Annotated in this window: 14 protein-coding genes, 1 pseudogene and 1 riboswitch; of the genes and pseudogenes, 3 read left to right on the top strand and 12 right to left on the bottom strand. The window is 66.7% G+C overall.

What is annotated here, in order from left to right; all coding sequences use genetic code 11:
• Nucleotides 1-11: 11 nt before the first annotated feature.
• From ACR9ZH_RS07840 to ACR9ZH_RS07805, 8 genes and pseudogenes are all read right to left on the bottom strand, one after another.
• Entirely contained in the window at nucleotides 12-593 is a 582-nt protein-coding gene (locus ACR9ZH_RS07840; protein ID WP_481290198.1) for a hypothetical protein, read from the bottom strand.
• A gap of 22 nt (nucleotides 594-615) precedes the next feature.
• Nucleotides 616-2,493: a TonB-dependent vitamin B12 receptor gene (btuB, locus tag ACR9ZH_RS07835; protein ID WP_481290197.1), complete on the bottom strand. Its 1,878-nt coding sequence runs from the start codon at nucleotides 2,491-2,493 to the stop codon at nucleotides 616-618.
• Between the two features lie 119 nt (nucleotides 2,494-2,612).
• Nucleotides 2,613-2,840, bottom strand: a riboswitch (cobalamin riboswitch).
• Nucleotides 2,840-3,940: pseudogene (locus ACR9ZH_RS07830) on the bottom strand (acyltransferase family protein); the annotation flags it as partial. It overlaps the preceding riboswitch by 1 nt.
• 228 nt (nucleotides 3,941-4,168) lie before the next feature.
• Nucleotides 4,169-4,669, bottom strand: a complete 501-nt coding sequence (locus ACR9ZH_RS07825; RefSeq protein WP_481290196.1) for a hypothetical protein — start codon at nucleotides 4,667-4,669, stop codon at nucleotides 4,169-4,171.
• 101 nt (nucleotides 4,670-4,770) lie between these two features.
• Nucleotides 4,771-5,265, bottom strand: a complete 495-nt coding sequence (locus ACR9ZH_RS07820) for a hypothetical protein (protein WP_481290195.1) — start codon at nucleotides 5,263-5,265, stop codon at nucleotides 4,771-4,773.
• Between the two features lie 155 nt (nucleotides 5,266-5,420).
• On the bottom strand, nucleotides 5,421-8,048 hold the full coding sequence (mgtA, locus tag ACR9ZH_RS07815) for a magnesium-translocating P-type ATPase (protein WP_481290194.1): 2,628 nt from the start codon (nucleotides 8,046-8,048) through the stop codon (nucleotides 5,421-5,423).
• 151 nt (nucleotides 8,049-8,199) lie between these two features.
• The gene (locus ACR9ZH_RS07810) at nucleotides 8,200-8,379 is read right to left on the bottom strand and encodes a hypothetical protein (protein WP_481290193.1); all 180 of its coding nucleotides are present in this window, start codon (nucleotides 8,377-8,379) and stop codon (nucleotides 8,200-8,202) included.
• 256 nt (nucleotides 8,380-8,635) lie between these two features.
• A complete protein-coding gene (locus tag ACR9ZH_RS07805; protein ID WP_481290192.1) occupies nucleotides 8,636-9,577 on the bottom strand; it encodes a LysR substrate-binding domain-containing protein in 942 nt (313 codons plus the stop codon).
• 117 nt (nucleotides 9,578-9,694) lie between these two features.
• Here ACR9ZH_RS07805 and ACR9ZH_RS07800 point away from each other — a divergent pair, with 117 nt between their 5' ends.
• Entirely contained in the window at nucleotides 9,695-9,883 is a 189-nt protein-coding gene (locus ACR9ZH_RS07800; RefSeq protein ID WP_481290191.1) for a hypothetical protein, read from the top strand.
• Between the two features lie 63 nt (nucleotides 9,884-9,946).
• On the top strand, nucleotides 9,947-10,894 hold the full coding sequence (locus ACR9ZH_RS07795; protein WP_481290190.1) for an aldo/keto reductase: 948 nt from the start codon (nucleotides 9,947-9,949) through the stop codon (nucleotides 10,892-10,894).
• A 96-nt stretch (nucleotides 10,895-10,990) separates the two neighbouring features.
• Here the strand turns inward: ACR9ZH_RS07795 and ACR9ZH_RS07790 are convergent, their stop codons facing one another.
• From ACR9ZH_RS07790 to ACR9ZH_RS07775, 4 genes are all read right to left on the bottom strand, one after another.
• The gene (locus tag ACR9ZH_RS07790) at nucleotides 10,991-13,228 is read right to left on the bottom strand and encodes an NADP-dependent isocitrate dehydrogenase (RefSeq protein ID WP_481290189.1); all 2,238 of its coding nucleotides are present in this window, start codon (nucleotides 13,226-13,228) and stop codon (nucleotides 10,991-10,993) included.
• 225 nt (nucleotides 13,229-13,453) lie between these two features.
• Complete coding sequence (locus tag ACR9ZH_RS07785; protein WP_481290188.1) at nucleotides 13,454-16,579, bottom strand: efflux RND transporter permease subunit; 3,126 nt, start codon at nucleotides 16,577-16,579, stop codon at nucleotides 13,454-13,456.
• A gap of 134 nt (nucleotides 16,580-16,713) precedes the next feature.
• Nucleotides 16,714-19,956, bottom strand: coding sequence for an efflux RND transporter permease subunit (locus ACR9ZH_RS07780; protein ID WP_481290187.1), 3,243 nt, complete (start codon nucleotides 19,954-19,956; stop codon nucleotides 16,714-16,716).
• 69 nt (nucleotides 19,957-20,025) lie between these two features.
• The gene (locus ACR9ZH_RS07775) at nucleotides 20,026-21,276 is read right to left on the bottom strand and encodes an efflux RND transporter periplasmic adaptor subunit (RefSeq protein WP_481290186.1); all 1,251 of its coding nucleotides are present in this window, start codon (nucleotides 21,274-21,276) and stop codon (nucleotides 20,026-20,028) included.
• Between the two features lie 361 nt (nucleotides 21,277-21,637).
• Here ACR9ZH_RS07775 and ACR9ZH_RS07770 point away from each other — a divergent pair, with 361 nt between their 5' ends.
• A complete protein-coding gene (locus ACR9ZH_RS07770) occupies nucleotides 21,638-22,135 on the top strand; it encodes a c-type cytochrome (protein ID WP_481290234.1) in 498 nt (165 codons plus the stop codon).
• Nucleotides 22,136-22,230: the final 95 nt, after the last annotated feature.

Raw genomic sequence — 22,230 nt, 5'->3', positions numbered from 1 at the left:
TGTGGCGTCGCTCATGCGCGCGCGGTCCCGGCGGTGCCGGCGCCCGGCGCGAAGCGGAACACCAGCGCCTGCACGACTTGCGCAGCCAGCACGTAACCCGCGGCGGCACGCACGAACAGCGGAGCCCACTGGGCGAAACGGTGCACGTACTGGGCCATGTTCGGTTCCGCATAGCGTCCGCCGAGCCAGTAGAACGCGCCGTTCGATACCGCATAAGACAGGGTTGCGGAAACCAGGAGGCCCGCGAAGACCAGCGCGTGCGAGCCCAGTGAACCGTCGTAGCGCGGTGCCAGCAGGCGTCCCGCGTACCACAGCACGGCGTAGGCCAGCGGCAGGAACGCATAGGCCACGGTGATGCAGAAGTCGCTCACTCCCGCATAACTCACCGAATACCAGTCCACCAGCACGGACAGGATGACCAGGCCGAGGAAGGCCAGGTGCTTGCGCAGGTAGATGCCGCCGAGGAAGAACAGAGCCATCGAGGCGTCGGGCAGGTGCAGGACGTCGCCGAAGTGGTTGAAGCGCGTGCCGATCATGAGCAGCGCGAACAGGGCGGCGACGGCGGCGAACATCGGGTGTGACAGAGGTTTCATCGCGGAATCTCCAGGGGGCGGATCAGGAACGCGGCTGGTAGCGCAGCGTGAGCAGCCAGTTGCGGCCGGGTTGATTGAAGTAGCGGGCGGTCTCGTAGCGGCGGTCGAACACGTTGTTCGCCGACAGCTCGACCTTCCACGCGTCGGCGAAGGCATAGGCCGCGCGCAGGTCGGTGAGCGCATAGCCGCCCAGGCGGTTGGCGTTGGCCGTGTCGTCGTAGCGGTAGCTGTAGCCCGACACGCCCGCGCCGATGCTGAGTGCGCCGAAGCTGCGGTCGACGTCGAGGTGCGCGCTGCGGCGCGCGCGGCGCGGCAGGAGGTTGCCATGGGTGGGACCGTCGCTGAGGTCTTCCGGTTGCAGCCAGGTCGCGTTGCCCGAGAGGCGCCATTCGCCGAGGGTCGTGTCGGCCGCCAGCTCCGCGCCGCGAATGCGCGAGCGGGCGATATTGTTCGCGCCGCCGAAGGGGAACAACGGGCCACTGAGGCTGGAGTCGAACACGATCAGGTTGTCGATCTTGTTCTGGAACGCATTGAGCGACCAGTTGCCCCAGCCCGGCGTGCCGCGCAAGCCAAGTTCCCAGTTCCGCGAGGTTTCGGGACCGAGGTCGGGGTTGCCGTAGTCGGGGTAGTAGAGGTCGTTGAAGGTGGGTGCCTTGAACGCCGTGCCGTAGCTGCCGGTCACGCGCAGCGTCTTCGTCAGCGCATAGCCATACTGGAGACTGCCGGTCGTCTTGCCGCCGAACTGGCTGTTCTCGTCGCGGCGCAGGCTGCCCTGCACGGAACTGTCGCCGAACTCGCCCTGCCACTGGGCGAACACCGCATGGTTGCGGCGTGCATCGACGAGGTAATCGGTATTGCCGACGACGCGGTCGCGCTGCCAATCGAAGCCCAGCGTGGTGAGGCCCGTGCCGGCGGAAACGCGGCCGAGGTCCGCCTGCACGGAGGCGAGGTCGCGATGCGTGTTGAAGGTATCGGCGTAGACACCGTTTTCGTAATCGGTGGAGAGGTCTTCGCTACGGCCCAGGTTGGCCGTGACCACCACGTCCTCCGCCGGCTTGTAACGGACGCGGCCGCCGAGCACCTGGGTGGCCGACTCGGCGAAGTTGCTGCTGGTGCCGTCGTAGTGGTTGCGGCCTTCCGTGCGCGTGGCGCTCGCGTCGGCGTCCCATTGTTCGTCGAAGCGCCAGCCGCCCTTCAGCGACAGCGCGTTGTTGCGGTAACCGTCCTTGTCCGGCTCATAGGTGAAGCAGCCGCCACCGCCGGGGCTCGGCTTGCCGCGGCAGGCATTGATGCCGTCGGTCTGGTCGTGGCTGGCCTGCACCGAATACCAGCCCTGCGTGCCGCGGCCGGCGAACCCGGCGGAGCCGCGCAAGGTGTCGTAGCTGCCCACGCCCACGGAGAACTCCGGTACGAAGGCACCCTCGGGATGCCGGGTGAAGATCTGGATGACGCCACCGAGCGCGTCGGAGCCGTACAGGCTCGAATAGGGGCCGCGCACGATTTCGATGCGCTCGATCTGGTCGACCGGGATGTCCTGGAAGGCGGCGGTGCCGGACGTCACCGAACCCACCTTCACGCCGTCCACCAGCACCAGGACGTGGTCGGCTTCGGTGCCGCGCATGAAGACCGAGGTGGCCTTGCCCGGCCCGCCGTTGTTGGCGAAGGAGACGCCCGGCGTACTGCCCAGCAGGTCGGCCAGCGAGCGCGGTTGCAGGCGCTCGATCTCGGCGCGGTCGAGCACCGTGGTGGCGGCCAGGACCTGGTTCAGCGACTGCTCGGTACGGCTCGCGGTGACCACGACCTTGTCGAGGTCGGTGGAAGCCTCGTCGGCGCGCGATACGGCGGGCGCGAGGAAGACCGTCGCGATGGCGACCGCGAGGATGGAGGAACGAAACGACACGTGGTGACTCCCTGCTGCCCGCGCCAACCCGCGCGGTATGAACGGCGAGGGACGGGAGGAGGGAATGCGGGATTGCCGGCGGCTTTGTTCGACGGCCACCCACGACATGGCCCTCCGCCTGTCCGGTGTACCTCGAGGCCGGTCTCCGGGCTCGCGAGCGCAGGATGTCCTGCCGGACGGCGCCTTCCCATGCCAGGGGCACAGTGGCTCGATGCCGACCTCTTGCTCGCCTACCGTTGCGGGGGCAGCTCCGGAATGGCGGCGGCATGGAGACCGCGCGCGTCACCGGATTCCCGTTTCAATCCGCGGCGCTTACGCCTTGGATCACCTTGGGCGGCGACAGTGTAGCCGAAGCGGAGGCACGGCGGTCACGCCAGCGCAGGAAGGGACGTTCCACCGCGTAGTGCAGGAACGCGCCGGCGGCGAGCGTGGCGGCCGCGAAGAGACCGAAGCGCAGGTAACGGTAATCCGCCAGCTGGCCGTCCAGACATCTTTCCATCAGGGCGAACACCAGCTTATGGCTCAGGTAGAGGCTGTAGGACATGCGGGCCAGCCACCCGGCGCAAGGAATTTCGAGACGGGCCAGCCATGTGGAGCCGCTCGCCGCGGCGACGAACGCGGCCATGGCGAGCGAAAGCAGCGGGTAGCCGATCACGCAGGGCCAGAAAGCCGTGCGGGCCCCATCGAACAAGACCAGCGACAGCACGATCAGGACCAGCCCGATGGCCAGTACCGCCCCCGCCCGCGCCTGTATCCGTGCCATCGCCGCCGGCCGGTATATCCGGCACACGGCAAGCGCCACGCCCGCAACGAGCCCGTCCAGGCGCGACCACGTCGGATAGTAGAGATAACGCAGGTACGCGAGCCCCGCGTTTCCACCCGCTTCCCTCACGGGTGCGAGCATATGCCTCCACAACCACGCGCGAAGGAGGATGCCGCCAAGGACCACGACGACGCAGACGGCGACGAACTTCCACGCCGCGGGCCGGCGCGTGAGCGCGAAGGCCAGGAACGGGAACACGAGGTAGAAGTGCTCCTCGACGCACAGCGACCACACATGGGAGAACGCGTAATTGTCGCTCGCGTCGAACAGCAGGTTGAACGTGAAGGTGGGGAACTGCCACAACGGCTGCATGCCCGGTGTTTCGCGCCACCCCGGCAGCAGCGCGTACACGGCCAGCACCGCGAGGAACGCCGGAAGGATGCGCACGGCGCGGCGCCGGTAGAAGTCGGCGAAGTCGAGGCGGCCGGTAGCGTGCAGCGATTTCAGCACCTGCGAACCGATCAGGTACCCGCTGAGCACGAAGAACAGGTCGACACCCATCCAGCCGGAGCGTTCCAACCCCCCGAAGCCGTCGCCCAGGCCGCCCACGTAGACGCTGTGGAACAACATGACCCAGACGATCGCGATGGCGCGCAGCGTGTCCAGCCCTGGCGTCCGGTGCATCGATTCTCTCCCCCGGTAGGTCACGGGATACTGAGCCGGCGGAAAGACATGCGCGGGTGCGGCTCATGGCCGTTTGCGGGCAATGCCGGCTCGCTCTAAGGTGCACGCGGCACTTCGATGCAGCGCCGCCCGCAAGGCATCGATGTATCGAGCAGACCAGCCAAGCCGCCCTGCCGCCAAGAGGATTGCGGCAGGACGGCCGAACGGTGCGGTGAAACGGCGGCTAGCTTAGTAAAGGCAGTTGGAGAGGCCCTCGTAGATGGAATGCCGCGTTGCCGGAAGCTTTGCGTTCAGCGGGTCCTCCCCGTCCATCACTTCGTAGAACGCATCGACCGGGGTGTCCTTGGCCAGCATGAGCTTGCACTTGAAGGCCTTGGCCACCGTCGAGACGGCACCGGTCTTCCTGTTCACGATGGAACTGGTACCGGCGAACGACCACAGGCACTGCTTCAGCGTTCCCTTGGTGGTATCGACCGAACAGCGCAACGCCATCGGGCGGAGGTTGGCGAACTCTCCTTCGCAGAACGTGTCGCCGCAGACGCTTTCGAAGCCGGCGACGAGCTTGGCCTCGGCAGCGAAAAATCGATCCATGCCTGCGTCGTTGACGGGCCAGTGGATGGCATCGACGTAACGGCCGGGCGCCGCCGGCGCGGGAGGGGTTACGGCGGCCTGGGCGAAGACGGCCGCAGGGAGGACGAGGAAGGCGGCGGCGAGGGCTTTTCGAAGCATCGTGGTGTCTCCATTGGTGAAGGGAGGACGTATAAGACGCTCCCCGCTAACGCGCGTCTGTCCATGCCAGCCCACGCACTCGCGTAGGGATAATTTCCGTTTCACCGGAGGCAGTCGCGCAGGCGGTTGTAGATGATGCGGTTGGTCATCGGAAGCTTCACGTGCAGAAGCTCCCCGCCATGCAGGGTTTCGTAGAGCGCTTGCACCGGCGTGTCCCGGGCGAGCGGCAGCTTGCACTCGTAGACGCGGTAGGACGGCCGGAGCGCACCGGATTTCGGATCCACCACGGTCTTGCTGCCGGAGAACATCCACAGGCACTGCCTTACCGTGCCCTTGGCAGTATCCACCGAGCAGCTCAGCTGCAGGGGACGAAGGTTCGGATACTCGCCTTCGCAGAAGGTGTCGCCGCAAAGGCGTTCAAAGCTCAGGTTGAGCGCGTATTCGATCAGGCCGAAGTCGTCCACGCCGGCTTCCTTTGTGGGCCAGTCGTTGGCATCGACGTAACGTGCAGGGGATGGTGCCGACGCGGACACCGGCTGCCCGAACAGCGCAGGAGAAACGAAGAACAGGCCGGCGGCGATGGTGTTTCGAAGCATCGTTGGTCTCCTTGATGGGAGCGCACATCAGACGCCTCCCACAAGGAACGGGATATCCCATGCCGCCCACGGTCTCCCGTAGCACGTTCACGCAGCCCGAGGTAGGAACGCGCTAGCGCCGCTGCCCGCCGAGGGCAGCGGCGTCACACCGTGATTCACAACCAGCGTCCGTAGCGCCGGATGTAGATCGTCTTCACCACCTGGGTCAGCACGCAATAGCTCACCAGCGTCAATGCCAGCCAGGCGAAATAGATGCCCGGCAGCGGCTGCATGCCGATGCGCGCGCCAAGTCCCGAATAGGGGATGAGCATGCCCACGATCATGATCGCGCCGGTGAGCGCGAGCACCGGTGCCGAGGCCACGCTGCGCAGGAACGGGACGCGCCGCGTACGGATCATGTGCACCACCAGCGTCTGCGACAGCAGGCCCTCGATGAACCAGCCGGACTGGAACAGCGACTGGTGCGCCACGTCGTTCGCGCCGAAGTAGTGCCACATCAGCCAGAAGGTAGTGACGTCGAACACCGAGCTCACCGGGCCGATCCACACCATGAAACGGCCGATGTCGCCGGCGTCCCACTTGCGCGGCTGGCGCAGGTATTCCTCGTCCATGCGGTCGAAGGGGATCGAGAGCTGCGACAGGTCGTACAGCAGGTTCTGCACCAGGATCTGCAGGGGAAGCATGGGCAGGAACGGCAGGAACGCACTTGCCACCAGCACGCTGAAGACGTTGCCGAAGTTCGAGCTGGCCGTCATCTTGATGTACTTCATGATGTTGCCGAAGGTGACCCTGCCTTCGATCACACCCTCCTCGAGCACCATCAGGTTCTTTTCCAGCAGGATGATGTCCGCCGATTCCTTGGCGATGTCGGTGGCGGTGTCGACCGAGATGCCTACGTCGGCATCGCGCAGCGCCGGCGCGTCATTGATGCCGTCACCGAGGAAGCCCACGGTGTGGCTCAGCCGTTGCAGCGACTTCACGACGCGCGCCTTCTGCACCGGCGACATCTTCGCGAACACCGTGGTCCGGCCGACCATCGCGTCCAGGGCCGCGTCGTCGAGCTGCTCGATGTCGCGGCCCAACGCCGAGGCTTCCACGTCGAGGCCCACCTCGGCGCAGATCTTCCGCGTCACCGCCTCGTTGTCGCCCGTGACCACCTTCACCGCCACGCCATGGTGGTGCAGCGCGCGGATGGCCGTCGCCGCGGAATCCTTCGGCGGGTCGAGGAAGGCGAGGCAGCCGACGGCCGTGAGCCCGGACTCGTCCGCGACGCCATAGGCACGGTCGCTGGACGGGTCGCGGCGGATCGCCACGATCAGCACGCGCAGGCCATCCTCGTTGAGGCGACGGGTCATGGCACGGATGGCCAGGCGCTTCTCCTCGGTCATGGGCTCGACGACGTCGCCGGTGCGCGCCTGCGTGCAGATCGCCAGCATCTCCTCCACGGCCCCCTTGCAGACCAGCAACTGCTCGCCCTCCCCGTCCGTCACCACCACCGACATGCGCCGGCGCTGGAAGTCGAACGGGATCTCGTCGACGATGCGGAAGCGGCCCGCAGCCGGCTCGAGGTCGCGATGCGCGAGTACCGCCTTGTCCATCAGGTTGCGCAGGCCGGTCTGGAAGCGGCTGTTGAGATAGCCGTACTCAAGCGCCTCGTCGGAATCGTCGCCGGCCAGGTCGACGTGACGCTCCAGCACGATCCGGTCCAGGGTGAGCGTGCCGGTTTTGTCCGTGCACAGCACGTCCATGGCGCCGAAGTTCTGGATGGCGTTGAGGCGCTTCACCACGACTTTGCGCTTCGACATGGCGATGGCGCCCTTGCCGAGGTTGGCGGTGACGATCAGCGGCAGCATCTCGGGCGTGAGGCCCACCGCCACCGACAGGCCGAACATGAAGGCTTCCAGCCAGTCGTGCTTGTCGAAGCCGTTGATCACGAACACGATCGGCACCATCACCGCCATGAAGCGGATCAGCAGCCAGCTCACCGAGGAAATGCCGCGGTCGAAGCTGGTCTGCACACGCTCGCCGGAAAGGGTGCGGGCGAGCGAGCCGAGATAGGTGCGCGGCCCGGTGGCCAGCACCACGGCCGTGGCGGTGCCGGACACCACGTTGGTGCCCATGTAGCAGACCGTCGGCAGGTCGAGCGGACCCGCCGAAGGGTCGGCCGCCGTCGTGCCGTTCGGTGCCGCCTTTTCCACCGGGATCGATTCGCCGGTGAGGATGGCCTGGCTGATGAACAGGTCCTTCGCGGCGAGCAGGCGCAGGTCGGCCGGCACCATGTCGCCGGCGCCGAGGTGCACGATGTCGCCCGCCACCAGCTCCTCGACCGGAACCTCGATGCGCTCCGCATGGCCGTCGTCGGCACGCCGCGTGACCGTCGCCGTATTGCGCACCATCGCCTTCAGCGACTGGGCGGCGCGCGAGGACCGGAATTCCTGCGTGAACGACAGCACGACGCTGATGCCGACCATCACGGCGATGATGATGGGTCCCGTGTAGTCGTCCGGCTCGGTGAGCAGCTGCACGGCCGCGAGCACCAGCAGCACGATGATGAACGGGCTGCGGAACGCATGCAGCAGCTGCATGGACCAGTGCGGCGGCTTCTCATGGCCCACCTCGTTCACGCCGTCGCGGTCCAGCCGTTCGGCGATGGCGGCCTCGTCGAGTCCGTCGGGGCGCGCATCGAGCGCGCGCAGCAGTTCCTCCGCAGGGCGGTAGGCGTCCGCGACGATGCCTGCATTGGTCTTGGCGACTGCGGCCGCCTGGGAGGTGTGGATCTTCATGGCTCGCTGCCTTTCCGGACGGGTCCGGAAGACGCGAGCGGCCGTCGGCGTCAGCCGAGGGTGATCGCGCCGGCGCGGAGCCGACGTTCGGTGTTGCTAGAAGGATGAGCGGTGAGCGGCGTAGGCCGCGCCGTCGTGTCTATGTCGCAGTTCATGGCCGCGGGAGTTTGCCATCCGCAGGTTTCGCCGGCCTGTCGGCGGCATCGAGCGAACGCGGCACCGTGATGGTGCGCTTGGCGGCCACGGGGCCGGTGGCGCGGCGGCGGGCGAGTGCGAACGCGAGACGGCGGCCGAACATGCGCGGGCCGGTCTTGTCGAGCTGGAGGTTCATGGCTCAATCCTCGAATAACGGAAGCTCACGGCTTCCGGACGAGGAGAGCCGGACTTTCCCTAGCGGAGGAAAGCGCCGGCCGACCGGGTACGGTCACCGCGGGCGATGAGTTTTTCCGGCGCCGGAACCCGATGCTTGCGGGAGCCGGCGCGTCGACTAGGGTAGACGTCCATATGCCTGGGTAAGGTAAGGAAGGTGCCGCCACGCGAGACGCCGCATGGTAGCCGGGGAATTGTCGCGCCGCAGCGAGGATCGGTCAAGAGCGTCCGATCGTTTCGGGGAGGTACCGCCGCGCGCCGAGCCGGGTGCCGTCGCCGAGGCTTTCCTCGTATTCCTTCGCCTCGGCCAGCAGCCATTCGCGGAACCGGGAAACGCCGCTGTGCGCTTCGGAGCGCTTTGGGTAGACGAGGTAATACGCCTCGGTGACGCGCAGGCGTTCCTCGCAAAGCACGGTGAGCGCCCCGCATTCGATGAGCGAACGCGCCATGACCAGGCGGCCGAGGGCCACGCCCATGCCTTCCAGTACGGCGCGCTGCAGGTGCTCGGTGTTGTCGAAGCGCGCTACGTAACGCGAGGGCAAGGGCATGCCGAAGGCTTCCGCCCAGTCGTTCCAGCGGCCCGATGGATCGCCCAGCAGCGGCCAGCCCGCGAGCGAAGCCCCTGGCAGTCCGCCCATGCGGCGGACCAGCGAAGGGCTGGCGATCGGCACGATGTATTCGTCGAACAGACGCTCCGCCTTCGTGCGTGGCCAGGAGCCGAGGCCGTAACGGAAGGCCACGTCGACGGTGGGCTCGCGGTCGAAGTCGATCACCGATACGGACGAGTGGAGGCTGAGTTCCAGCTCCGGATGCTTCCCGACCAGCCGCGGCAGCCGGGGCACGAGCCAGCTCGACGCCACCGAAGGGAGCACGCTCACCGTCACCGCGTCCTGGTGGCGTCGCTCATAACGGCCGAGGGCATGCTCGATGCCTTCGTAGTGATGGCCGATGGCCTCCAGGAGGTTGGCCCCGTCTGCGGTCAGAGTGACGCCGCGCGGGCCGCGGTCGAACAGGGAGCGGCCGAGGCGCTCCTCCAGGTTGCGGATCTGGTGGCTCAGCGCGCTCACGGTGAGGTTCAGCTGTTCGGCCGCACGCGAAAGCTTACCCGTCCTTGCGACCAGGACGAATCCTTGAAGCTGACCGAGCGGCAGGCGGGACATGTGAAAAATCCTCAAGACCGGGTTGCAAACATATCGCTTTTTGACCCCCTGCGGAACCGGCACACTTTAGTTTCCCTGTAGTCGCAAGACATCGCGACGCTCTCGCTGGAGGTTGTCATGGCACCGATTTTCACCGGGTTGGCCTTCATGCACGGCCATATCGTAGATCGCGAACTCGTACTCCGCCTGGGCCGTGGCGACCAGGACGCCGGCGCCGGCGCCCGCCGCGCCGAAGCGCCCGCCCAGGCCTGCTGCGACACCTCGCCGACGCGCACCCCGCTCCGCCCGGCCTGCGTCACCTGCTGACGGACACACCGCCTCAACCTGGGCTGCGTCATCATGGGTGTTTCCGCACTCAGGAGATGACGCATGAAGCTTCGCCAACTCGGCCGTTCGCCCCTGCAGGTGGCTCCGCTCGCCTTCGGGGGCAACGTGTTTGGCTGGAGCGTCGACGAGCCGCGTTCGTTCGACCTCCTCGACGCCTTCGTGGACCATGGCTTCAACCTGATCGACACGGCCGATGTCTATGAAGCCTGGGTGCCCGGCAACGAAGGGGGCGAGTCGGAGACGATCATCGGCAACTGGCTGGCCCGGAGCGGCAAGCGCGACCGCGTGGTGATCGCCACCAAGGTCGGCAAGTGGGCCCGCTATCCGGGGTTGTCGCCCACCAATATCCGCGAAGCGGTGGAAGATTCGCTGCGCCGGCTGCGCACCGATCACATCGACCTGTACCAGTCCCATGAAGACGATCCCAAGGTGCCGCTCGAGGAAACCCTGCGTGCCTTCGACGACCTCGTGACCGCGGGCAAGGTGCGCGTCATCGGGGCCTCGAACTATGCCGCCACCCGCCTCGCCGACGCGCTGACCACCAGCGCCTCGAAGGCGCTCGCGCGTTACGAATCGTTGCAGCCCGAATACAACCTCATGGACCGCGAGGGATTCGAGACTGAGCTGCAACCGCTCTGCGTGGAAGAGCAGGTAGGCGTGATCAGCTACTACTCCCTCGCCAGCGGGTTCCTCAGCGGCAAGTACCGTAGCGAGGCAGACCTCGCGAAGAGCACGGCCCGCGGCGGGCGCGTGAAGTCGTACCTGGGCGAGCGCGGATACCGCGTGCTCCACGCCCTCGACGAGGTGGCCGAGGCGCATCGCGCCACGCCCGCGCAGGTGGCGCTGGCATGGGTCATGGCGCAACCGGCCATAACGGCGGCGATCGCCAGCGCGACCTCGCTGGAACAGCTGGACGAGCTGGCGAAATCGACGTCGCTCCTACTCACCGCGGAAGAACTGGCGACCCTCAAAGCCGCCAGCACCCTGTAGGAGCGCGCTTGCGCGCGACAGTTTTTCGCGAGGAGCCGCAAGCCCTACCGCCCACGGCCCCAAAGGCGTCGCGCGCAAGCACGCTCCTACACCTGATCAGCGCGCCGCGCGCAGTCCGTCGATCGCGGCGTTCAGCGTGGGGCTCGGGCGCATGGCGGCGCTGACACGCTGCATGTCGGGGTGGTAGTAGCCGCCGATGTCCTGCGGCTTGCCCTGCGCGCCGATGAGTTCGGCGTTGATCTTCGCCTCGTTCTCTTCCAGCGCCTTCGCCACGCCGGAGAACTTCGCCTTCAGCTCGGCATCGTCGTCCTGTGCGGCGAGCGCCTGCGCCCAGTACAGGGCGAGGTAGAAGTGGCTGCCGCGATTGTCGATCTCACCGACCTTGCGTGCCGGCGACTTGTTGCTGTCGAGGAAGCGGCCGTTCGCCTGGTCCAGCGTCTTCGCCAGCACCCGCGCGTGGCGATTGTCGTAACGCTCCGCCAGGTGTTCGAGCGACGCCGCCAGGGCGAGGAACTCACCCAGGGAATCCCAACGCAGGTAGCCTTCCTCGACGAACTGCTGCACGTGCTTCGGCGCCGATCCGCCGGCACCGGTCTCGAACAGGCCACCGCCGGCCATGAGCGGCACGATGGAGAGCATCTTCGCCGAGGTACCCAGCTCCATGATCGGGAACAGGTCGGTGAGGTAGTCGCGCAGCACGTTGCCGGTGACCGAGATGGTGTCCTCGCCCTTGCGGATGCGTTCGAGCGAGAACTTCGTCGCTTCCACCGGTGAGAGGACGCGGATGTCCAGTCCCGCGGTGCCATGGTCTTTTAGATAACGCTCGACCTTGGCGATGACCTGGGCGTCGTGCGCGCGGTTCCTGTCCAGCCAGAACACCGCCGGCGTCGACGACAGGCGCGCGCGCTGCACGGCGAGCTTCACCCAGTCCTGGATCGGCGCGTCCTTGGTCTGGCACATGCGCCAGATGTCGCCCTGCTCCACCGCGTGCTCGAACACGACGACACCGTCTTCGGCAACGACACGCACGGTGCCATCGGCAGGAATCTGGAATGTCTTGTCGTGCGAGCCGTACTCCTCGGCCTTCTGCGCCATCAGGCCGACGTTGGGCACGCTGCCCATGGTGGCCGGATCGAACGCGCCGTGGGCGATGCAGTCTTCGATCACTGCCTGGTATACACCGGCGTAGGAGCGGTCGGGGATCACGGCCTTGACGTCCTGCAGCTTGCCGTCGGCATTCCACATGCCGCCGGAGTCGCGGATCATCGCCGGCATCGACGCGTCGATGATCACGTCGCTGGGCACGTGCAGGTTCGTGATGCCCTTGTCGGAATTCACCATGGCCAGGGCCGGACGCTGCGTGTACTCGGCCTTCAGGTCGGCTTCGATCTCGGCGCGCTTGCCTGCATCGAGCTTGTCGAGGCGCGCGTACAGGTCGCCGATGCCGTTGTTGGCATCGAAGCCCACCTGCTTCAGCACCTCAGCGTGCTTTGCCAGCACGTCCTTGTAGAACTCGCGCACGACGATGCCGAACATGATCGGATCGGACACCTTCATCATAGTGGCCTTGAGGTGCAGGGAGAACAGCACGCCCTTGGCCTGGGCATCGGCGATCTGGTTGTCGATGAAGCTGGCGAGGGCCTTGCGGCTCATCACGGCGGCGTCGACGATCTCGTCCGCCTTCACCGCCACCTTTTCCTTCAGGACCCTGGTGGCACCGTCCTTTCCGGCGAATTCGATGCGCAGTGCGCCGGCCTTGTCCATCGTGGCCGACTTCTCGCTGCCGTAGAAATCGCCGCCGTCCATGTGCGCGACGTGCGACTTCGAATCGGACGACCACTTGCCCATGCGGTGGGGGTGCTTGCGGGCGTAGTTCTTCACCGAGAGCGGCGCGCGGCGGTCGGAGTTGCCTTCGCGCAGCACCGGGTTCACCGCGCTGCCCATGGCCTTGCCGTAGCGGGCGTTGGTGTCCTTTTCCTCATCGGTCGAGGGCGCATCCACGTAGTCCGGCAGCTTGTAGCCCTGCGCCTGGAGCTCGCGGATGGCGGCTTTCATCTGCGGCACCGAGGCGCTGATGTTGGGCAGCTTGATGATGTTCGCGTCCGGCGTGGTGGCCAGCTCGCCCAGCTCGGCGAGGTGGTCGCCGATCTTCTGCGTATCGGTGAGACGGTCCGGGAACTGCGCCAGGATGCGGCCGGCCAGCGAGATATCGCGCGTTTCGACGGCCACGCCCGCGGTGCCGGCGAAGGCCTCGACGATCGGCAGGAAGGAGGCGGTGGCGAGAAACGGCGCTTCGTCGGTGAGCGTGTAGATGATCTTGGGCGAGCTGGACATGGGTCGGCGATCCGTGGGAGGAAAACCTCTCCATTGTGGCCCGATTGGCGGCAAGGGGGGAAGCGACCCCGAGGGCATGGCTGTTATTCCCGGACCGACCAGCCGCCGATGGTAGGAGCGCGCCTGCGCGCGACAGTTTTTCGCGAAGAGCGGCAGGGCCTGTTGCTCACGGCCCCAAAGGATGTCGCGCGCAGGCGCGCTCCTACAGGTCCGGCGCAGCCGGGGCTACTGGGCCCTCGCCAGAGCGGCCTGGCGGCGTTCCCTCCGCCGCGCCTTGCGCGCCTTCCACCGCTCCGACAGGCAGGCGAAGATCACGTACAGCGCCGGGGTCGACAGCAGGGTGAGGCTCTGCGAGATCACCAGGCCGCCGATCATCGCGATGCCGAGTGGACGGCGCAGTTCCGCACCCTCCCCCAGGCCGATCGCCAACGGCGTCGCGGCGAGGATGGCGACCATCGTCGTCATCATGATCGGACGGAAGCGGACCAGGCAGGCCTCGCGGATCGCCTCCTTGTAGCTCAGCGCATGCTCGCGCTGGGCGACCAGGGCGAAGTCGATCATCATGATCGCGTTCTTCTTCACGATGCCGATGAGCAGCACCAGCGCGATCATCGCGACCACCGAGAGTTCGGTATCGGTGATGACCAGTGCGGCCAGCGCGCCCACGCCCGCCGCCGGCAGGGTGGAGATGATCGTCACCGGATGGATGAGGCTCTCGTAGAGCATGCCCATCAGGAGGTAGACGACGACGATCGCGGCGAGGATCAGCAGCGGCATGTTGCTCTGCGCCTGCTGGAAGCGGCCGAAGCTGCTTGCCGTATCGAGGCGGATGTCGCCGGGCATGCGCATGCCGTCCACCGTCTTCTGGATGATCTCCATCGCCTCGCCCATGCTCACGTTGGGAGCGAGGTTGAAGCTCACGCTCATGCTCGTGTACTGGTCCTCGTGCACGATCTGGGTGGGCGCGAGGCCAGGCTCCTGCCGCGTCACCGCGGAGATGGGCACCATGGCCCCGGAGCTCGAGCGAACGTAGATCTGGTTGAGCGACTCGGGCGTCGCCGCCATCTGCGGCAAGGCGTTCACGATGACGCGGTACTGGTTGATGTCGGAATAGATGGTGGATACCGCGCGCTGGCCGAAGGCGTTGTACAACGCGCCATCGATGTCGCCGATGCCCACGCCGAGGCGTGCCGCCGTATCGCGGTCGATCACCATGTTCTGGCGCAAGCCCGCGGCGTCGATGTCGCTGCCGACATCCTTGAGCATCGGGTTCTTCTTGAGCGCGTCGACCAGCCTCGGTATCCACTCCTGCAACTCGGCGACGTCGTCGCCCTTCAGCGACACCGAATACTGGCCACCCTGCGAGCTGCCGCCGCCCCCGCCGGTGGGCAGGTCCTGGATCGGGCGCAGGCGCAGGTTGAGGTCGGGGTATTTGTTCGCCTTCGTCGACAGCCTGTCCAGCACGTCGAAGGTGCTTTCCTTGCGACCCTCGGCCATCGTCTTCAACTCGATGTTGAAGGAGCCGGTGGAGCCCGTACGACTGGTGCCGAGGCGCGAACCAACCGCCTTCACGGCGGGGTCTTCCAGCAGCATCTCGGTCAGGCGGGCCTGGCGCGTCTTCATTTCGCCGAACGACACGGTGGAGCTCGAGGTCGCGCGGGCGCCGATCAGGCCAGTGTCCTGGGGCGGGAAGAAGCCGCCCTTCACCATGCCGAAGAGGACGATGGTCACGCCGACGAGGACCAGCGGCGTAAGCGCCATCAGCAGGGCATGGCGCAGGGTCCAGTCGAGCGCGCGGCGGTACATGCCGAGCAGGCGCGCGTGCCCGCGCTCCAGCGCGCGGCCCAGGCGGGACTCCGGCTTGTCGTCCTTGTGCGCGGTGAGGAAGTGGGCGCACAGCGATGGGGTGAGGGTCAGCGACACCAGCGCCGAGACGACGATGGCCGAGACCAGGGTGACGGTGAATTCCTTGAAGAACATGCCGATGACGCCGGGCGCCAGCAGCAGGGGAATGAACACCGCGATCAGCGAGCCGGTGATCGAGACGATGGTGAAGCCGATCTCGCGGGCGCCGAGCAGAGCCGCCTCGAAACGCGGAATGCCCTCGTCCATGTGGCGGATGACGTTCTCGATGACCACGATGGCATCGTCGACGACGAAGCCGATGGCGATGACCAGCGCCAGCAGCGTGAGGTTGTTGAGCGTATAGCCGAAGGCGTACATCGCGATGAACGCGCCGGCCAGCGAGAGCGGCACGGCACAGCCCGCGATCAGCGTGGGCGCCAGGCGGCGCAGGAACAGCGCCATCGTCATGATGACCATGGCGAGGCTGATCAGCAGGGTGGCCTGCACCTCGTGCAGCGAGGCTCGGATGGTGGGCGTGCCGTCGAAGAACGAATTCAGCTGCACGCCGGCGGGCAGCCAGGTCCGCATCTGCGGCATCAGGTTCTTCACCCGGTCCACCGTCTCGATGACGTTGGCATCCGCCTTCTTGTAGACGTACATCAGGATGCCGGGCTTGCCGTTGAACCAGGCCGCCTGGTAGGCGTCCTGCTGGCCGTCGTAGACCTTGGCGATGTTGGACAGGCGGATCGGCACGCCGTCCTTCACGCCGATGATGAGATTCGCGAATTCGTCCGCCTTGTGCAGCGAATCGGTCGCGGTCACGGCCATGGTTGTGTGGCCGTCGCTGAGGAAACCCTGCGGCGAGGTGACGTTGGCCGCCGTGAGCGCATTGCGCAGCTGGTCGGGCGAGAGACCCATGGCGTTCAGCGCGCGCAGGTTCACGTCGACGCGGATGGCGGGCGTGGCGCTGCCGGCGATGTCGACCGTGGCGATGCCTTCCTGCTGGCGCAGGCGCTGGGCCAGTACCGAATCCGCCACGTTGTAGAGGTCGGTAGCCGCCACCGTGTCCGAGGTGAGCGCCAGCACGATGATCGGATCGTCGTTCGGATTGGCCTTGGTATACGAAGGCTGGTTCAGCAGGCCGCTGGGAAGGTCGGGCTGGGCCGCGTTGATCGCCGCCTGCACGTCGCGCGCGGCCGAATCGATGTTCACGCCGTTCTGGAAGAACAGGAGCACGAAGGTGCTGCCCTCGGAGCTGTTCGAGCGCATCGACTCCACGCCCGGGACCTGACCGAGGTGGCGTTCCAGCGGCGCGGCCACGGTGGAGGCCATCGTGCTCGCGTCCGCCCCGGACTGCGAAGCCTGGACGAAGATCGCCGGAAACTGGATGTTGGGTAGCGCGGCCACGCCGAGCAGGGCGTAGCAGATGATGCCGACCGCGAAGATGCCGATCGCCAGTAGCGACGTGCCGATGGGGCGACGGATGAACGGGCCGGAGATATTCATTGCACGGGAAGGCTTATGGGGAGCATGGGAGTGCTGGGCATCCGGTCCCTAACGCGCCAGCCGCAAAAAGGTTTCGCCGGGCGGCGAACCGTCCGGCGAATGGGGTCGTTCCAGCGTCCCCCCGGTGGGCGTCATCAGCCCGCGGCTTGGGGTTCGGCGCCGTGCGCCAGGGCGCGCCGTCGCTTGCGCTCGGCGAGCCAGTCGGAGAACCGCTCCATGTACAGGTAGATCACCGGCGTCGTGTAGAGCGTCACCAGCTGCGAGAGCAGGAGGCCACCGACGATCGAGACACCCAGGGGCTTGCGCAGCTCCGAGCCGATGCCATTGCCCAGCGCCAGCGGCAAGGCGCCGAGCAACGCCGCCGCCGTGGTCATCATGATCGGGCGGAAGCGCAGCAGGCAGGCGCGCCGGATCGCGTCGGCAGCGTTCATACCGGTGCGCTTCGCCTCGATGGCGAAGTCGATCATCATGATCGCGTTCTTCTTCACGATGCCGATCAGCAGCACGATGCCCACGATGCCGTCCACCGACAGGCTCATGCCGCAGAGGAGCAGCGCCAGCAACGCGCCCACGCCGGCCGGCGGCAGCGTGGAGATGATCGTCAGCGGGTGGATGTAGCTCTCGTAGAGCACGCCCAGCACGATGTAGATCACGATGATCGACGCGAGGAGCAGCAGCACCTCGTCGCCCACGGACGACGAGAATTCGGCGGCCTTGCCGATGAACTGCCCGCGCACCTGCGGCGGGAAGTTCAGCTCCTTCTCCACCTCGTGGATGGCGTCCACCGCGCTGGAAAGCGAATAGCCGGGCGCGAGGTTGAAGGAGATCGTCACGGAGGGCAGCTGTTGCAGGTGGCTCACCACCAGCGGCGCGCTGGTGACCTGCGCGCTGGCCAGTGCGGCAAGCGGAATCGTGCCGCCGGCGCCGACCTGGAAGCCCACGTTGCCGGTGTTGCCGATGCCCGCGGGCGTGGCCGAGTTGCTCGATGCGAGCTGGCCGAAGCTGGTGGCGTTGGAGCCGGTGAGCGCGCCGTTGCCGTTGCCACGCACGGTGAGCTTGTTCAGCAGGTCCGTGCTGTTGCGGTATTCCGGCGACACCTCCAGCACCACGCGGTACTGGTTGAGCTGGGTGAAGATGGTGGAGATCTGGCGCTGGCCATACGCGTCGTACAGCGTGTCGTCGATCGTCTGCACCGGCACGCCGAGGCGGCTGGCACTGTCGCGGTCGATGGTGAGCTTCAGCGCGTTGCCCTTGTCGGCGAGGTTATTGTCCACGTCGGCCAGTTCGGGCCGCTTGCGCAACGCCGAAGTCATCTGCTGCGCGTAGCCGGAAAGCTCGCTCGAATTCACGTCCGACATCGAATACTGGTATTCGGTAGCCGAGACCTGGCTGTCCAGCGTCACGTCCTGCACTGGCTTCAGGTACAAGGCCACGCCCGCGATGTTCGCCACCGCCTTCTGCAGGCGCGGCAGCACCTCGTCGAGACCGTCACGGTCGCCGCGATCCTTCAGCACCAGCGAGATCTGGCCCTGGTTGAGCGTGGGATTGATCGAGCCGGCGCCGATGAACGCGGCCACGCCAGCCACGGCGGGATCCTTCGCGAGCGCGTCGGCCACGGCCTTGGTGCGCTGCTCCATCTGCGGGAAGGCGACGTTCTGGTCGGCCTGCACCACGGCGGTGATGAGGCCGGTGTCCTGCTCGGGGAGCAGGCCCTTCGGGATCACGATATACAGGAACACCGTGAGCGCGACGCTGAGCGCCGCCACCAGCATGGTCAGCGGACGATGGTCGAGCACCCAGTCCAGGCTGCGGCCGTATCCTTCGACGATGCGCGACCACGTCGTGTGCTTGCCCGCCGCGGCGGCATGCTCGTGCGCGTCGTCGGCATCGGGAAGCTGGTCGGCCTTCAGCAGGTACGCGCACATCATCGGCGTGAGCGTCAGCGATACCAGCATCGAGATCGCCACCGCGATCGTCAGCACCCAGGCGAACTCGTGGAACAGGCGGCCGGTGACCCCGGGCATCAGCAGCAACGGCAGGAACACGGCGATCAGCGAGACGGTCAGCGACAGCACCGTGAAGCCGATTTCCTTCGCGCCGACCTCGGCCGCGGTTTTCGCGTCCTGGCCCTGCTCGATGTAGCGGACGATGTTCTCGATCATCACGATCGCGTCGTCGACCACGAAGCCTGTCGCGACCGCGAGCGCCATCAGCGAGAGATTGTCCAGCGACATCCCTGCGAAGGCCATGACGCCGAAGGTGCCCATCAGCGACAGCGGCACGGCCACCGAGGGGATCACCGTGGCCCACAGGCGGCGCAGGAAGACGAAGATCACCGCCACCACGAGGCAGATCGTGAGGATCAGGGTGAACTGCACGTCTTCCACCGACGCGCGGATGGTGATGGTGCGGTCGGAGAACACCTTCAGGTGCACGTCGGCCGGCAGCACCTTCTGCAGGTCGGGGATGGTCTGGCGGATCTGCTGCACCGTCTGCACGATGTTCGCGCCGGGCTGGCGACGGATGTCGAGCAGCACGGCCGGCTTGCCGTTCGCCCAGGCGGCGAGCTGGTCGTTCTCCACGCCGTCGACCACGTTCGCCACGTCGGACAGGCGCACGGGCGCACCGTTCTTGTAGCTGATGATGGTGCCCTTGTACTCGGCGGCGTCGACCAGCTGGTCGTTGGTGCCGATGCTGTAGGACTGGGTCTTGCCGTTGAGCGTGCCCTTGGGCGCGTTGACGTTGGCCTGCGTGAGCGAGCTGCGCACGTCCTCCATCGTGAGGCCGAGGTTGGCCAGCTGCGCCGGATTCACCTGGATGCGCACGGCCGGACGCACGTTGCCGGCGATCGAGACCAGGCCCACGCCCTGCACCTGCGCGAGCTTCTGCGCCAGGATCGAATCGGCATAGTTGTTGACGTCGCGCAGCGGACGGGTGTCCGAGGTGAGCATCAGCGTCATGATCGGCGCATCGGCCGGATTCACGCGGTTGTATACCGGCGGATACGGCAGGTTGTTCGGCAGCGTGCCGCGCGCCTGGTTGATCGCGGCCTGCACGTCCTGCGCCGCGATGTCGATGTCGCGGTCCATGTTGAACTGCAGGATGATCGTCGACAGGCCGGCCGACGAGTCGGAACTCATCATGTTGAGGCCGGAGATCTGGCCGAAATTGCGCTCCAGCGGGGTGGTGACCAGCGCGGCCATCGTGGTGGCGCTGGCCCCGGGATACTGTGTGGTGACGACGAGGCTCGGGGCGTCGATCTCCGGCAGCGCCGACACCGGCAACTGGCGGTAGCCGAGGATGCCAAGCAGCAGCACCGCCACCATGAGCAGTGACGTGGCGATCGGCCGGCGGATGAAGAGTGTCGAAAAACCCACGTTGTGATCCTGGTGTCTGGACCTTGCGGTCCGTGGGCGGCGCGCCCGTGGCGGGCGCGCCGCGCGCTATCAGCCGCCGCGGCGTCCGCCGCCCTGGCGGCCCTTCTTCGCGGTCGCCTTCTGCAATTCCTCTGCCGTGGGCGCGGCAGGCACCTGGCCCGGGGCCAGCGGCTGCACCTTCGAGCCCGGCTTCAGGCGGAACTGGCCTTCGGTGACCACCTTCTCGCCTAGCTTCACGCCCTTGCTCAGCAGCACATGGCTGTCGCCCACTTCGCTGGCGGTTTCAACGGGCTGCATCTTGACCGTGTTGTCGCCCTGCACGAGGTAGACGTAATCGCCGTCGGGACCGCGTTGCACCGCCTGCGCAGGCACGACGAGACCGCCCTTCACCGTGCGGACCTTGACCTGCGCATTGACGAACTGGCCCGGCCAGAGTTCGGTCTTCTCATTGTCGAACAGCGCGCGCAGGCGGAACGTGCCCGTGGTGGTGTCGATGGTGTTGTCGATGACGTCCAGCTTGCCGGTGGCCACCACGTGCGCGTCGACGCGATCGAGGGCATCCACTTCCAGCGGCGTGGCGGGGTCTGCGCGCATGGACTGGCGGACCAGGTCGAGGTTCTTCTCGGGCAGGTTGAACGACACGTAGATCGGGTGGACCTCGGTGAGGGTCACGATCGTGTCCGTCGTGGAGACGATATTGCCCACGTCCACGGCGCGGATGCCGGCAAGGCCGTCGATCGGCGCGAGCACCTTGGTGAAGCCGAGCTGCACCTGCGAGGCGCGGATCGAGGCCTGGTCGGCGACCACCGTGGCGTTGGCCTGGTCGAGCGTGTTCTTCAGGTTGTCCAGGTCCTGCTTGGACACGTACTGCTGGCCGCCCTTGCTGACCAGGTTCTGCGAACGCTCCAGGTTGTTCTTCGCCGTGGCGGCGGCGGCCTGGTCCTGACGCAGCTTCGCGATGGCCTGGTCGTACTGCGACTGGATCGTGCGCGGATCGATCTCGGCGATCACGTCGCCCTTCTTCACTTCCTGGCCTTCCTGGAAGTTCAGCTTCATCAGCTGGCCGCCCACCTGCGGGCGCACGACCACGGAGTTGCGCGCCTGGGCGGTGCCGGTGGCAGTGAGGTAGACGGGCACGTCCTGCGACGCGACCGGAACGACGGTCACGGGCACCGGCGGCTGGTCGCCCTGGCCCTCCCCATTCGGCTTGCCCTGTGCATTGGCGTCGCCAGCATGGTGGCCAAGGCGGGGGACGACAAAAATGCCCGCTATCACCAGAACCACGATGACCGCCAGCGCGATCTTCCAAAAACGCGACATGCAACACTCCCAGATGAATAGCCGGACGGCCTTACGATCCCGTCCGATGCGCCCTGCGCCACAGGGGTTTATACCCCCAAAGGCTCAATGATAGACGGCGCCAATATAGGTGTACGGGAACGAAGTTGAACAATGCCGGTTGACAGGGGTATGGCATGACTGACGACATGTCCCCCGGCCCCTCCCCTACAGACGGCGGAATCGAGACCGCTGACTCGCGCGGAGGTTCCGTTATACTCGCTGGGTTCGACGCCGCGTAGCGGCCGGCAGGCACGCCGGATCCCGGGGAGGGGGACGGCACACCCAAAATCAGTGGAGTCAATGCGTGAGCGGTTCTCCGAGCAAGTCCGACCAGAACTTCATGCGTCAGTTCTCATGGCTGACCGCCGGCCTGAGTGTCCTGGCCCTCGTCCTGATGGTCATCGCCTATGCCATCTACAGCAACATTCCGAAGGAACAGGATCCGGCGGTAGCCAAGCGCACGGCGGCCCGGATCGCCCCCGTCGGCGGCGTTTATGCCGGCGACACGGGCCGCGCCGCGATGCTGGCCGCCCAGGAAGCCGCCGCCAAGGCCGCCGCCTCGCAGGTCGCCTACGGCGGCAGCACCGACGGCAAGACCATCTACGACAACCTCTGCCATAGCTGCCATACCGCAGGCGTGGCGGGGGCCCCGAAGCTCGGCGACAAGGGCGCCTGGGCCTCGCGTATCGCCGAAGGCCTGGCCACCCTCACCAAGCACGCCATCGAGGGCTACACGGGTCCGGACGGCAACCACATGCCGGCGAAGGGCGGCAACCCGGCCCTCACCGACGAGCAGGTCAGCAACACGGTGAAGTGGATGGCCGACCAGGCGAAGTAAGCCGCCGGTCATGTCCCAAAGGAAGGCCGCGAGCGATCGCGGCCTTTTTGCTGGCCGCGTCCGGGCCCTCCTTTGTAGGAGCGCGCCTGCGCGCG

It is taken from the genome of Luteibacter sp. SVR4-7G (assembly GCF_056755555.1).
The sequence above is the reverse complement of the archived record's forward strand: the minus strand, read 5'-3'. Positions and strand labels throughout refer to the sequence as shown.

What these genes read in the sequence shown, in the direction of transcription:
- ACR9ZH_RS07840 (WP_481290198.1), bottom strand. Translation starts at nt 593, where the DNA reads ATGAAACCTCTGTCACACCCGATGTTCGCCGCCGTCGCCGCCCTGTTC.
- ACR9ZH_RS07825 (WP_481290196.1), bottom strand. Translation starts at nt 4,669, where the DNA reads ATGCTTCGAAAAGCCCTCGCCGCCGCCTTCCTCGTCCTCCCTGCGGCC.
- ACR9ZH_RS07820 (WP_481290195.1), bottom strand. Translation starts at nt 5,265, where the DNA reads ATGCTTCGAAACACCATCGCCGCCGGCCTGTTCTTCGTTTCTCCTGCG.
- mgtA (WP_481290194.1), bottom strand. Translation starts at nt 8,048, where the DNA reads ATGAAGATCCACACCTCCCAGGCGGCCGCAGTCGCCAAGACCAATGCA.
- ACR9ZH_RS07810 (WP_481290193.1), bottom strand. Translation starts at nt 8,379, where the DNA reads ATGAACCTCCAGCTCGACAAGACCGGCCCGCGCATGTTCGGCCGCCGT.
- ACR9ZH_RS07805 (WP_481290192.1), bottom strand. Translation starts at nt 9,577, where the DNA reads ATGTCCCGCCTGCCGCTCGGTCAGCTTCAAGGATTCGTCCTGGTCGCA.
- ACR9ZH_RS07800 (WP_481290191.1), top strand. Translation starts at nt 9,695, where the DNA reads ATGGCACCGATTTTCACCGGGTTGGCCTTCATGCACGGCCATATCGTA.
- ACR9ZH_RS07795 (WP_481290190.1), top strand. Translation starts at nt 9,947, where the DNA reads ATGAAGCTTCGCCAACTCGGCCGTTCGCCCCTGCAGGTGGCTCCGCTC.
- ACR9ZH_RS07790 (WP_481290189.1), bottom strand. Translation starts at nt 13,228, where the DNA reads ATGTCCAGCTCGCCCAAGATCATCTACACGCTCACCGACGAAGCGCCG.
- ACR9ZH_RS07785 (WP_481290188.1), bottom strand. Translation starts at nt 16,579, where the DNA reads ATGAATATCTCCGGCCCGTTCATCCGTCGCCCCATCGGCACGTCGCTA.
- ACR9ZH_RS07775 (WP_481290186.1), bottom strand. Translation starts at nt 21,276, where the DNA reads ATGTCGCGTTTTTGGAAGATCGCGCTGGCGGTCATCGTGGTTCTGGTG.
- ACR9ZH_RS07770 (WP_481290234.1), top strand. Translation starts at nt 21,638, where the DNA reads ATGCGTCAGTTCTCATGGCTGACCGCCGGCCTGAGTGTCCTGGCCCTC.